At 43.1% G+C, this 12,920-nt stretch carries 13 protein-coding genes; 8 read left to right on the top strand and 5 right to left on the bottom strand.

The window, feature by feature from the left end; translation table 11 throughout:
* Window positions 1-33: 33 nt before the first annotated feature.
* The 3 genes from MIC7126_RS0104250 to MIC7126_RS0104240 are packed head-to-tail and all read left to right on the top strand — an operon-like array spanning window position 34 to window position 2,289.
* Complete coding sequence (locus MIC7126_RS0104250) at window positions 34-780, top strand: SDR family oxidoreductase (protein ID WP_017651881.1); 747 nt, start codon at window positions 34-36, stop codon at window positions 778-780.
* A 6-nt stretch (window positions 781-786) separates the two neighbouring features.
* Complete coding sequence (locus MIC7126_RS0104245; RefSeq protein ID WP_017651880.1) at window positions 787-1,710, top strand: SMP-30/gluconolactonase/LRE family protein; 924 nt, start codon at window positions 787-789, stop codon at window positions 1,708-1,710.
* A gap of 18 nt (window positions 1,711-1,728) precedes the next feature.
* Entirely contained in the window at window positions 1,729-2,289 is a 561-nt protein-coding gene (locus tag MIC7126_RS0104240; RefSeq protein ID WP_017651879.1) for a putative antibiotic biosynthesis monooxygenase, read from the top strand.
* A 110-nt stretch (window positions 2,290-2,399) separates the two neighbouring features.
* On the opposite strand, the gene MIC7126_RS0104235 is transcribed toward MIC7126_RS0104240, so the two are convergent.
* Window positions 2,400-3,005, bottom strand: a complete 606-nt coding sequence (locus tag MIC7126_RS0104235; RefSeq protein WP_017651878.1) for a Uma2 family endonuclease — start codon at window positions 3,003-3,005, stop codon at window positions 2,400-2,402.
* A 184-nt stretch (window positions 3,006-3,189) separates the two neighbouring features.
* On the opposite strand from MIC7126_RS0104235, the gene MIC7126_RS0104230 reads away from it, so the two are divergent.
* Window positions 3,190-3,576 carry a mannose-binding lectin gene (locus MIC7126_RS0104230; protein WP_017651877.1) on the top strand — a complete coding sequence of 129 codons (387 nt, stop codon included), beginning with the start codon at window positions 3,190-3,192 and terminating at the stop codon, window positions 3,574-3,576.
* Between the two features lie 112 nt (window positions 3,577-3,688).
* On the opposite strand, the gene MIC7126_RS0104225 is transcribed toward MIC7126_RS0104230, so the two are convergent.
* The 3 genes from MIC7126_RS0104225 to MIC7126_RS0104215 all read right to left on the bottom strand — a co-directional run bounded on the left by MIC7126_RS0104225 (window position 3,689) and on the right by MIC7126_RS0104215 (window position 8,373).
* On the bottom strand, window positions 3,689-5,302 hold the full coding sequence (locus tag MIC7126_RS0104225) for an NAD(P)H-quinone oxidoreductase subunit 4 (protein ID WP_017651876.1): 1,614 nt from the start codon (window positions 5,300-5,302) through the stop codon (window positions 3,689-3,691).
* 284 nt (window positions 5,303-5,586) lie between these two features.
* The gene (thrB, locus tag MIC7126_RS0104220) at window positions 5,587-6,510 is read right to left on the bottom strand and encodes a homoserine kinase (RefSeq protein WP_026100028.1); all 924 of its coding nucleotides are present in this window, start codon (window positions 6,508-6,510) and stop codon (window positions 5,587-5,589) included.
* Window positions 6,511-6,681: 171 nt separating this feature from the next.
* The gene (locus MIC7126_RS0104215) at window positions 6,682-8,373 is read right to left on the bottom strand and encodes an NAD(P)H-quinone oxidoreductase subunit 4 (protein WP_017651874.1); all 1,692 of its coding nucleotides are present in this window, start codon (window positions 8,371-8,373) and stop codon (window positions 6,682-6,684) included.
* Between the two features lie 300 nt (window positions 8,374-8,673).
* Here MIC7126_RS0104215 and MIC7126_RS0104210 point away from each other — a divergent pair, with 300 nt between their 5' ends.
* Window positions 8,674-9,048 (top strand): hypothetical protein, encoded by a 375-nt coding sequence (locus tag MIC7126_RS0104210; protein ID WP_017651873.1) that lies wholly within the window; start codon window positions 8,674-8,676, stop codon window positions 9,046-9,048.
* Between the two features lie 53 nt (window positions 9,049-9,101).
* Entirely contained in the window at window positions 9,102-9,341 is a 240-nt protein-coding gene (locus MIC7126_RS0104205) for a hypothetical protein (RefSeq protein ID WP_017651872.1), read from the top strand.
* 69 nt (window positions 9,342-9,410) lie between these two features.
* On the opposite strand, the gene thrS is transcribed toward MIC7126_RS0104205, so the two are convergent.
* Window positions 9,411-11,255, bottom strand: a complete 1,845-nt coding sequence (gene thrS, locus MIC7126_RS0104200) for a threonine--tRNA ligase (RefSeq protein WP_238553602.1) — start codon at window positions 11,253-11,255, stop codon at window positions 9,411-9,413.
* A gap of 586 nt (window positions 11,256-11,841) precedes the next feature.
* Here thrS and MIC7126_RS0104190 point away from each other — a divergent pair.
* On the top strand, window positions 11,842-12,159 hold the full coding sequence (locus MIC7126_RS0104190; RefSeq protein ID WP_017651869.1) for a DUF2605 domain-containing protein: 318 nt from the start codon (window positions 11,842-11,844) through the stop codon (window positions 12,157-12,159).
* A gap of 296 nt (window positions 12,160-12,455) precedes the next feature.
* Complete coding sequence (locus MIC7126_RS0104185; RefSeq protein WP_017651868.1) at window positions 12,456-12,749, top strand: DUF2973 domain-containing protein; 294 nt, start codon at window positions 12,456-12,458, stop codon at window positions 12,747-12,749.
* Window positions 12,750-12,920 lie beyond the last annotated feature (171 nt).

Below are 12,920 nucleotides of genomic sequence, written 5' to 3'. Positions count from 1 at the left end.
AGTAAAACTAAAATCTCTAGAAAAGTTACAAACATGACGACTGAGAAACAGATAGCTGTGGTTACAGGTAGTAATCGCGGTTTAGGTTATGCGATTTCTCGTAAATTGGCACAGATTGGTGTTCATGTTATTCTTACAAGTCGTAATCAAGCAGATGGTATTGCAGCTAAGGAGCAGTTAGCCAGTGAAGGGCTAATTGTGGACTATCACCCACTTGATGTGACTAATGATGCTAGTGTACAAAAGTTGACTGCGTGGCTGGGGGAAACCTACGGCAAAGTTGATATTTTGGTGAACAATGCAGGTATCAATCCGACACCAGACCCGGAGAAATCTAGTTTATTAACGATGGAATTAGAAACAATCCGCTCTACTTTTGAAACAAATGTGCTGTCAGTACTGAGAATCCTTCAAGCATTAATCCCGTTGATGAAGGCGAATAACTACGGGCGTATCGTCAATGTTTCCACGGAAATGGCCTCTCTAGCTGCGATTAAAACTGATTATTATCCTTTATCTCCTGCTTATCGACTTTCTAAAGTAGGAGTAAATGCACTCACAGTTCTGCTGGCTAAGGAACTACAAGGTGATAATATTCTCGTTAATACCTATTCTCCAGGTTGGATGAAAACCGATATGGGGGGCGAAAATGCTCCATTTACAGCCGAAGAAGGTGCCGAAACTGCTGTCTATTTGGCAACTCTGCCAGATGGAAGCGCCCAAGGACAGTTTTTCGCAGAGATGCGAAAGTTTGGTGGCCCAATTCAATTACAATGGTAGGTGATGATGGCAAATTCAGCAGGATTACCCCCTATTTATGCGGATACGCCGATTGCATTAGCACCAGCTAAGGTGATTGCTTCGTTTCCCGTCAATACTTTTTTAGAAAATATTGCGATCGCTCCTGATGGTACAATTTTTGTCACTAATCATGAAGTAGGCGAAATTGTTCGCCTCACTCCAGATGGTCATCAAGCGACTCACGCCAAGGTTGAGGGGAAAGTCAGTGGTATAGCCATAACTCCCAATAATGATTTAGTTGTCCCTGGATGGAATGCTGATTCTCTACCAGTAGTTTCGTTAATCACCGCAGATGGAACTGTGGAAACCCTCCTCACATTACCAGACGCCATATTTCTTAACGGCATCACCCCACTTGCTGACACTCAATATTTAATCGCCGACTCCTATCGGGGAGCGATTTGGTCAATAGATATTGCCCAAAAACTAGTATCAATTTGGCTAGAGCATCCTTTATTAGCTCGCAGCAGCGCTGAGAGTATTATTCCTGCTGCTAACGGTTTGAAGCGGTTCGGTGATTTCTTTTATGTTTCCAACACCGAAAAAATGCTGTTATTGAAAGTGCCAATTACCACAGATAATACACCCGGTGAACCAGAGATATTTGTTGAACAAACTAACATTGATGATTTTGCTTTCGATGTGGAAGGGAACTTGTATGGAGCAACGCATATTTATAATAGCGTTGTACAAATTACACCCAACGGCACTACAACCGTTATCGCTCAAGCCGAACAGGGTGTAATTGGTAGCACAGCAGTAGCTTTTGGTCAAACAGATAGCGATCGCACTGCAATTTATGTTGTGATGAATGGGGGAATGTTTTTACCCCCAGCTACAGGTGTAGTTCCCGCTAACGTCGTGCGACTAGAAGTAGGTAAAGCCGGATATCCCTTATTTAACAAATAACCAACAACTAAGTGACCAATGACAAATGAAATGGAACAGGAAGACCAATACATCACTGTGGTCATTTCACAACTAGTTAAACCAGGGAGTGAGAGTGATTACGAGATTTGGTTAAAAAATATTACCAGTGTTGCGAGAACTTATCTTGGTCACTTAGGTACAAATGTAATTCGCCCACAACCAGGTTTGCGGCGAGAATATGTAATTATCTTCCGGTTTGACGGCTATAATAACTTGAAAGCTTGGATGACATCGAGCGATCGCGAATATTGGCTCAATCAAGGTAAACATTTAATTGAATCCGAGCCTCATGTCCAGCAGCTTAGTGGATTAGAAGCTTGGTTTTCTCTTCCCGGACAACCATTAAAAACTCCCCCACGCTACAAAACAGCATTGCTGACTTGGATATCTGTATTTGTCTTGATTAATTTGTTAACTACCTTCTTAGTTCCCCTGCTCCGTGGTTTACCTCCCCTAATTATTTCACTAATTCTCACCATGACGATGGTTGCACTGCTAACCTATGTCGTCATGCCAAGAGTCAGCCGCTTATTTAGCAAATGGCTATATGCTAAATAAATGTGCATGATTGTAGATTAGGCAATTTGGGCAAAGCCTGGAGATAGAGTATTTACAAAATTAACCGCTGAGGTGCAGATTTCACACACGGAAACTTGGGAATTGATTTCCTACCAAATTTGACTTAAATCCAAAATAAACCTAGGTAGTAACGGTTCACCAGAAAGCGTCTGCGGATTATCTAATACCTCAACCGCAACATCAGGACGATAAATAAAAACTCGGCGTTGCTTTCTATCAAGTAGCCAACCCAGTTGTGAGCCATTATCAATATACTCTTGCATCTTGTCTTGCAAAATCCGCAAGTTATCAGTCTCAGAGCGCAGTTCAATCACAAAATCTGGACAAATCGGAGCAAACTTTTTTCGCAATTCTGGTGATATTGCTTCCCATCGACTGCGTTTAATCCACGCTGCGTCGGGAGAACGCACCGCACCATTGGGTAAAGTAAACCCACCACTAGAACCAAACCCTACACCTGTACCATCTTGCTTTGTCCATACCCATAACTGCCCAGTTACGTTAAAATTGCGCTCATCAGTTTCGGAACCAGTAGGGGACATAACGACTAATTCTCCATAAGTACTGCGTTCAATGCGAAAATCGCGGTTAAGTTGACAAAATTCAAAAAACTGGTCATCGGTCATGGCGATCGCAGGTTGCAGTTGCAAGACCATTGGTAAAATTTCTGTGGCTACTGGTAAATTGGCGGTCATAGTTGCTTGGGGAAGACTTCACCTGTCTCCAGGATATCTTTTGTCTGCTGCAGAAAAGAGGATAAGTTAGTGCGATCACTGTGGAATATAATTACAAAATATTAAATTTAGGTATATTAGAATACTGTCGCCTAGAATAGCACTGGTTCGCTAGACCAAATGTATATCTTAGGAGAGATGACAAATGTTGAAAGTTTGTGCAACTTTTTTCTGCGCGATTTTTCTCACCTTTAACTTACTCATTGGTAATGCTTGGGCAGCTGGTGGCTTTTCTCAAACCTGCAGCAATGTTAGTGTTAACGGTTCAGCTCTGTCAGCCAATTGTCAAAGAGCCAATGGATATACTACGTCTAAAACTTCCATCGACTTAAATCGGTACGTTGGCAATATTGATGGCACCTTAAAGTGGGGAGATAGTAGATTTTCCCTAACCTGCCAACAAGTTGGTTTAGCCGGTAAAAACAGACTCCGTGCTGAGTGCGAAAGATCTGACCAAAGATCATATCTAGGCTCATACATCAATCTTGATGAGCATATTGCCAATATTGACGGCTCGCTGAAATTTGAATAGATAGATGTTGCGTACAACATCTATCTAAAAATTTAAGGGATGGTTACAAAACCATCCCTTTATTCCCCTCATATTTAAAATTTACTTACAGCACCCTTAATGGGAAGTTAATTTACTCAGAAATATTAATTGCACTTTCAACTTGAGAATTAGCTATGGTCGGAGTTGTAAATAGGCTGGAATACAGACTTGATGGTTGTTGATGGGCGACAACTGGTAGCACCTGACGCGCATGGGCGGCTAGTTCTACTGTCTTGACATCATATGTCTGCGTTGCCAATTTGGGATAAAGACCGATACCGATGATGGGAACTATTAAACAAGCGGTGATAAATAATTCGCGGGGTTTAACATCCACCACTACAGCATCCAAATGTAACTCTTCATTTTGATTACCGTAGAATACTTGGCGGAGCATGGAGAGTAAATAAATCGGAGTCAAAATCACGCCCACTGCTGAGAGCAACACAACTACAACTTTGAAGCTGGAACTATAAACGTCGCTGGATGTCAGGCCTAAAAATACCATCAACTCACCAGCAAAGCCGCTCATTCCTGGTAAAGCCAGAGAAGCCATGGAACCGATGGTGAATAGTGCGAAAGTTTTGGGCATGACTTTAGCAATTCCACCCATTTTATCCATTGCTAGGGTGTGAGTGCGATCGTATGTGACGCCAGACAAGAAGAACAAGCTAGCAGCAATCAAACCGTGGGAAACCATTTGTAGCACCGCGCCGCTGATGCCGATTTCTGTAAAGGAAGCAATCCCAATCAACACAAACCCCATGTGAGCAACGGAAGAATAAGCCAAGCGGCGTTTGAGATTGGTTTGGGCGAAGGCGCAGCAAGCACCGTAGACAATGTTAACTACACCCAAAATTGCCAGCACTGGGGCAAAAGTTACATGGGCGCTGGGCAACATTTCCACGTTGAAGCGAATCAGAGCATAACCACCCATTTTCAACAACACACCAGCCAAAATCATCGAACCGGGTGCAGATGCTTCACCGTGAGCATCAGGTAACCAAGTATGTAAAGGAAAGATTGGTAGTTTGACACCGAAAGCAATCAAGAAACCTGCATAAACTAGCAATTCAAAAGCTTGGGAATATTCTTTCATTCCCAGTGCTGCCATATTAAAGGTGACAGTATCTCCAGAGAATGCCATTGCAAAGCCGGCAATGAGAATAAATATTGATGCAGCAGCAGTGTAGATGATGAATTTAGTAGCTGCATAGCGGCGGTTTGGCCCGCCCCAGATGGAAATCAGCAGGTACACAGGTACTAACTCGATTTCCCACATCAAGAAAAATAGCAGTAAATCTTGAGCAAGAAATACGCCTAACTGGGCACTATACATTACCAGCATCAACCCATAAAACAAACGCGGCTTGGTGGTAACTTTCCAAGCCGCGAAGATTGCGAGGGTATTGATTAAGCCGGTGAGTAAGACTAGAGGCATTGACAAACCGTCAACTGCTAGTGACCAATTCAAACCTATTTGCGGTATCCAAGCATAGTTTTCTACTAGTTGGAATGTGGAGGTTTGGAAGTCGTAGTGTTGCCAAAAGGCGTAAATCATTAAGGCAAAGTCTACGAAAGCAACTCCTAAACCATACCAGCGGACTGTTTTTCCTTCTTTATCTGGGATGAGGGGGATGGCTAGGGATGCCACCAGGGGTAAGAGAATTATGGCCGTTAGCCAAGGAAATTCCATAGCATTCATTACTTCTGACAATTGATTTTTGTTTTCGCTTTTAATTACATTATATTAAGCAATTCATACTTTTGTAAATTTTCTTGACCTTTGAAACATTAAATTTTCGGCATAGACAAGAATAAATACTCAGCGGTTTCTGCCGCCAACCATTCTATTTGTAAAGTTTTGCAACGTCAACAAAAAAGGGCGACTCACGCCACCGTTACAAGATATCGCAGGGAACTATTAACAGATAACAGAGTTGAAAGTTGCTTTGCGGTTTCCCCTACACCCCTTTATTGACAGATGATTCATCCTTCGTGAAAGCTGGTTGCACCTTGGTGGTCTAGAGATAGAGCTCGCCCAACAGCGATTATTCCGGTTGTCTTCCAAGCTGTGGTCATCGCTGCCTCTACCTGGGGTGCAGATTCTGCATTTGTCAAAGCTAATAGTGTGGGCCCAGCACCACTAATCACCATACCATAAGCACCAGCCGCTACCGCCGCCCGATTCACCGCATCGTAACCAGGAATTAAAGCTTGGCGATAGGGCTGATGCAATTTATCTTGCAGCGCTGCTGTTAACCATTCTCGCTTACCAGTTTCTAAACCACGCAACAATAAACCCAAATGGGCCGTATTGAAAATCGCATCTGCACGACTAAACTCGGTTGGTAAGACGCGCCGCGCCTCGGAAGTTGACAACTCAAAATTAGGAATCGCCAATACTGTGACTATATCTTGATGCCAGGGCACATCACAAATTTCCCAACCAACTGCAGCAGTAGCCGCAAGACGACATCCGCCCAACAATGCTGGTACAACATTATCGGGGTGTCCTTCCATGGCGATCGCTAATTCCATCACCTGCGACACAGACAAAGGCTCTCCCGCTAATTGATTCGCTCCCACTAACCCACCGACAATTGCTGTGGCTGAACTACCCAAACCCCGCGCCAGGGGTACATCTAAACCAATTTCTATTTTTACCGACGGCGGTGTTTGATCTATATATTGATATAACTTTGAAAATGCTTGATAGAGTAAGTTACTCTCATCAGTCTGTACTTGTTCCGCCTCAGCACCTGTGACTTGAATAATTAACCCACCTTGATCGAGGCGAGTGAATTTAACTTGATTGTAAAGCGTTAAAGCTGCACCAATGCAGTCAAAACCGGGCCCCAAATTCGCAGTGGTGGCGGGAACGGTAACAGTGACACTAGAAATAACAGACATTTGTGAAATACTTAGCGATCGCTCAACCAGCATCTCATGTATTGGGAGCACTTTGAGCTATTTTTAATTTTGCTGCTAAGGTCAACAAGAAGTCGTAATGACTAAAAAGCGATCGCCCTTGACTCGAAAAAGCGATCGCTTAATTTCCCACACAAATAGATTTCTAGGAATTTATTTCAAAGTTCCCAAAATTGGTGCTGTTTCCGGCTCTGTAATTTTAGGAATTAACAAGCCTTGAGCATAAATACGGGGGTTAGCTTGAGCAATCACTGTGTAAGATTGACGGACTTGGGCATTTACAGCTACAGTCTTCACATCATACATCTGCATTGCGGCTTTGGGATAGAAGCCGATGCCGATAATGAACACCAAGAAACAAGCAGCGATAAACACTTCACGGGGAGTTGCATCTCTGTAAATTGACTGATTAGGTAAGACGCAATCTGTACCGAAACAAACTACATCATCATCTTCTTCTTGATTCTGCGATTTGGAATCTTCGATATTACATGTGAGATTTGCACCAGTACCGTAGAATACCTGACGCAGCATGGACAGCAGATAAATTGGTGTCAGAATCACTCCCACTGCAGCGAGGAAAACTGTGACTGTGCAGAAGGCGGAACTGTAAATATCGCTGGTGGTAATTCCCACGAAGACTGCAAGTTCGCCCGCAAAACCGCTCATTCCTGGGAGAGCGAGAGAAGCCATAGCACTGATTGTGAACAAAGCAAAGACTTTGGGCATTACTTGACCGATACCACCCATTTCGTCCATTGCCATTGTATGAGTGCGATCGTAAGTTACACCAGCTAAGAAGAATAACACCGAGGCAATCAAACCGTGGGAAAGCATTTGCAACATTGCACCGTTGATGCCTAAATCGGTGAAGGAAGCAATACCCACCAGTACAAATCCCATGTGGGAAATTGATGAATACGCCAGACGACGCTTCATATTAGTCTGAGCAAAGGAATTCAGTGCGCCATAAATAATGTTGACAACACCTAAAACAGCGATGACTGGGGCAAAGTAGATATGTGCATTCGGCAACATTTCCAAATTCAGGCGAATCAATCCGTAGCCGCCCATCTTCAACAACACACCAGCGAGAATCATCGATACAGGTGCAGAGGCTTCACCGTGGGCATCAGGTAGCCATGTATGCAAGGGGAAAATTGCTAACTTCACACCAAAAGCAATCAGCAAGCCTGCATATAACAGTAGTTCCAAACCCAGAGGATAATCCTTCATTCCCAGCACCGCCATATCAAAGGTGATATCGCCACCACCAGAAAGGGCCATTGCCAGAGCTGCTACTAAAATAAATATTGAAGCTGCTGCGGTGTAGATTAAGAACTTCGTCGCTGCATAGCGGCGCTTTTTCCCGCCCCAAATGCAGACAAGTAGATAGACGGGAATCAGTTCAACTTCCCACATGATGAAAAATAGCAGCAAGTCCTTAGCGACAAACACCCCTACCTGTGCAGAATACAGCACCAGCATGAGAAAATAGAACAGACGGGGGCGGCGATCAACTTGCCAAGCTGAGAACATCGAGAGTGTGGTAACAAATCCTGCTAGCAGTACGAGCGGAGCTGACAATCCATCAACAGAAACTGCCCAGTTAAAACCGATTTGTGGCATCCAGGCATAACTTTCTACGAGTTGAAAAGTCGCGCTACTGGCGTCGTAATGTTGCCAAAAGGCGTAGCACATCAAAACAAAATCTGCGATACCCACACCTAATGCATACCACCGCACGCGCTTACCGTCTTTGTCGGGTAGCACCGGAATCAGCAATGATGCAATGAGCGGCAGCAAAACGATTGCTGTCAGCCAGGGAAATTGATCCACTATCATGTCAATAAGAAGAAATACTTATTTGTGTAATGAAGCAATTCTACTTCTTTTTTTAACAATCTGTTTATAAAACTTTACCCCAGGTAAGCATAGAGAGATATATGGTGCAGAGATTGGGGCTTCAGAAAATAAAAAACACCCACTGCTTAGGTAGTTACAGCAGGGAGAGTCGTATGTCACGGCTATTGCTGCACATTCCCGCAATTTTATATTACTCATGATTTTTGATTTACGTAAGTACTAAAAAATTAGTGGTATAATGGACACATATATATACTAAATTTTTATATTAAATTTAACATGGATGATTTGCGACGCTGGGAGCAGTATGCTCCAGAAGCATACGATGCTATTCGCAGCAATGCTGATGACATAGCTATGATTACGCGCATTACAGGTTGGCCAGAATTTCGTATTAAAAGGATAAAAGACCACATCTTTTATCGTCAGCACCAACTGGATGACAGATTTGCGTGCTTTGACCCAGATCCTGATATAGCTGATGCCTGGGTCAGGTTACAGCAAAGTAATTTTGAGCCAGAAGATTTGCGACTACTTGAACATGAATACTTTGAATCTCGGTTTGAGGGCATATTTCAAACTAACTACCGTACTGCTCATAAGGCAACTGAAAGCTCTGGTCGTTTATGGAATCCGCCTTTAGCGAAGTCATAGCTCAAATAAGTTAAAACTAAAGTATCTAGTATTTACATACCACATCTTGTTTTATGGCTTTTTATGTAGTTATTTTAAAGGACAAGGAGGATGACATCGGCGTTACTTACCGCTTCGGTCCTCATGAAGATCATCTCGGCTCTTTGTGGATAGATAAATCTAGTGGAGAAGTCAAGGAACTTCAAGAAATACCTGCTCAAAACTCGCAGGCATTTTTCCAAAGAGCAGCGGTAAAGGTTCGGCAACATTGGAAAAAAGGATTGTTTCCTGAAAAAACTTGCTGGGCATCCTAGGGATAGTTAAGCATTGATAGCCTATTCTTTCATAAACTATCAATGCTCGGCGCTTTTTGATCTAGATGCCTAGAAGTTCTCGAAGTTGGAGATAGCCGTCTTGAGCTGATCCAAAACTTGAGCTACAGGTATACTCCCTAACTCACCAGAGGCACGGGTACGGATACTCAAGCTATTAGTTTCAACTTCCTTAGCGCCTACGACTGCCATCACGGGTATCTTTTCTTTCTCTGCATTGCGGATTTGTTTACCCAAGCGATCGCCACTATAATCGACTTCGGCGCGGATACCCAAAGCTAACATTTTCGCTACGACATCTTTAGCAAAATCCAGTTGTGTGTCACCCACCGGCAGTAATCTAATTTGTACTGGTGCCAACCACAACGGAAAATCTCCCGCGTATTCTTCAATCAAAATCCCGATTAACCTCTCCAGAGAACCGAAGGGCGCACGGTGAATCATCACTGGGCGTTTGCGGACACCATCTTCAGCAACATATTCTAAATCAAAACGTTCTGGCAAGTTGTAATCTACTTGCACAGTTCCTAACTGCCATTCCCGCTCTAGGGCATCACTAAAGATAAAATCGAGTTTAGGCCCATAAAATGCGGCTTCCCCAATTCCCTCGAAGTGATCCATCCCCAGTTGTTCAACTGCACGGCGGATTGCCCCCTCGGCTTTGTCCCAAACTTCATCGGAACCGATATACTTATCACTGGCTGGATCGCGGAAACTGAGTCTGGCTTTAAAGTTTTTCAGTTGTAGTTTTTGGAACACCGATAAAATCAAATCCACTACACTGAGGAATTCGCTGTCTAATTGTTCTGGAGTGACAAATAGGTGCGAATCATCGACAGTGAAACCGCGCACCCTAGTTAAACCGCCCAATTCCCCCGATTGTTCATAGCGGTAAACAGTACCGAATTCTGCCAGCCGCATCGGTAATTCCCGATAGGAACGCAACTCGCTCTTGTATATTTGGATATGAAAAGGGCAATTCATCGGCTTCATGACGAAGCCTTGTTCTAGGGCTGCGGCTTCTCCATTATCTGCCATCAGCGGGAACATATCTTCTTTGTATTTTTGCCAGTGTCCAGAGGTTTTGAATAAATCTACTCTGGCAATGTGGGGTGTGACTACGGGTAAATAACCCCGTTTTAGCTGTTCTTGCTTGAGGAAGTCTTCTAAAATAGTCCGCAACAAAGTTCCTTTGGGTGTCCACAAGGGTAAACCAGGCCCGACTAAATCAGAAAAGATGAATAATCCTAGTTCCTTACCGAGTTTGCGGTGGTCTCGGCGTAAGGCTTCTTCTTTGCGGCGCTTGTATTCAGCTAATTGTTCTGGGGTTTCCCAAGCAGTAGCATAAATGCGTTGTAGCTGGGCTTTGGTTTCATCTCCTCGCCAATAAGCGCCAGCAACGCTTTCTAATTCGATAGCTTTGGGGTTGATTTCGCTGGTGTTTTCTAGATGGGGTCCCGCGCACAAATCCCACCAGTCGTTCCCTAGATGGTAGATGGTGATTGGTTCTTGTTTAATATCTGCGAGGATTTCTAATTTGTATGGTTCTTGGATTTGCTGAATCCGGTTTTGGGCTTCTTCTGTGCTAACTTCTTCTCGAATGACTGGTAATTTGCGGTTGATAATCTTGACCATCTCTTTCTGGATGGCTTTAAGATCTTTGTCGGTGAAAGGTTCTGGATTATCAAAATCGTAATAAAAGCCGTTTTCAATCCAGGGGCCGATTGTGACTTGCGCCTTGGGAAACAGCTTTTGTACCGCCATAGCCATGACATGAGAAGCGGTGTGGCGAATCTTTTTTAATGTTTCTGATTCGCTGGTACGGGGTAAATAAATTTTTTCAGGCTGTTCTGGCTGAGTTGGAGCTTGATTAGGCGACATCGGCTGTTGAACCATGAGCAAATCGGGGGTTAGGGGTTAGGGGAGAGAGGCAATTATCACTTGGTGAGAAAATTTTATCGTGATTAACTATTTTGCAGCCGAGTTAGGGGAGAAAACAATTAATCCCTAGCTACTCATCCATAGTACGAGCTGATTCAAATATAGCGAGGGTGATTCCTATTGTTAGTTAGCTATACCGTCGCTGTACTTTATTTTCATAGATTAATAATTGTAAAGTTAGTTGTCTAACAAAAATCTGTATTTAGGATGATCTGTGTTCAGTGAGGGGTGAGGGATGAGGGACTAGGGAAAGAACTTTTGATTGTTCTTTGTGAGTGCGGCTAATTGATTTTTTGGCGATTTTAGCGTAATTTTCTGCTTTGAAGAGGCTTTGATGGTGATCAACTGTTCTGGAGCATAACTCTTGTCCCCGTCAGCTTTGATCTGCCATCCATAAACTTTCTGTTGAGATTTGTCAGGAAAATGTATTTGCTGATACATATTTCTGGCTTCATCTATCTTGTGAGGGAAAATATAGAAATGTTAAGAATCGTAAATAGCGTTAATATTAGTGAGAAAGTTAAAAGCAATCTTTTTATTTATGCCAGAATCAGATGTACCAGGGCCTGAGTTGCTTAAAACAGTTTTGGAACCGCTGTTAGAAGATTTCCAGTATTGGTTCACAAGATCGCGCCATTTCCTGGAAACTGAGCGGCTCTCATTTATGAGTGAGCAAGAGCAATCTGATTTGCTTTTGCGTGTCCAGCAAGCACAAGACGAACTCAACACAGCGAAGATGCTGTTTGCTCTAACTGGTGAAAAAGTTGGTCTTGATATGGCAATCATCACACCTTGGCATCAATTGGTGACGGAGTGTTGGAATGTGGCGATGCGTTTTCATCAAGCGCGAGGGGTCTGAGGTTTGGTGTTGTTGCCTAGGAATCACTGTAGACTACCTAGCGATCGCCAAGCAGGATCTAGATTCAAAACAAGGTACAAAACTCTTAAAAAATCCTTAATAAACTTTGAATTTACAAAAAAATGAATGTGTCCTCTGCTACCTTAATTTGAATAACAGTTGATATATCTCTCCATAAAAAAATAGGCGCATCTTAGATGCGTCAATTATTCGTTTCAGCCACAACTCATGATATCGGCGAGGCGAATAATCCCATAACAAAGTTTTAAAACTCGCTTTCTCTGGAGGAAACCCCGATGCTACACTTACTTTACATTTTGGCTTTTACTATTCTGGCTTTTATCGCTGTTGGTAACTTAATTCGCAACTTGATTATGTTCAGTTTTGAACGAGAGCGGAGTTACCCAACGAACTACTCGTCAAAAAATCAATTTATTCCCCATCCAGAATTATTAGATAATGCCGGAAATTTAATCAAAGAGCCATTGTTGGTGATGCGTTCTATTAATGTTGAAGATGCGCGCCAACACCTTGACGCTCTTTATGAAGCTTCTTCAGCCCAGAAAGTGGAAAATCAAGAAGAAGGCTAAACCTGAGAAGTCCAAAGTTATCGCCGACGCAACCAATAGATAATATTCGGTTCTGGAGTCAAGAGTCAAAAGTTAAGAATCAAGGTTTTTTCAGCTTTTAACGATTCAACTAGCTACAGGTTGATTTTGGACGATTGTTGCCAAAAAACTTGACACTCGCGTAAGTATAAA

The sequence above is a fragment of the Fortiea contorta PCC 7126 genome, from assembly GCF_000332295.1.
GTDB lineage: Bacteria > Cyanobacteriota > Cyanobacteriia > Cyanobacteriales > Nostocaceae > Fortiea > Fortiea contorta.
The sequence above is the reverse complement of the archived record's forward strand: the minus strand, read 5'-3'. Positions and strand labels throughout refer to the sequence as shown.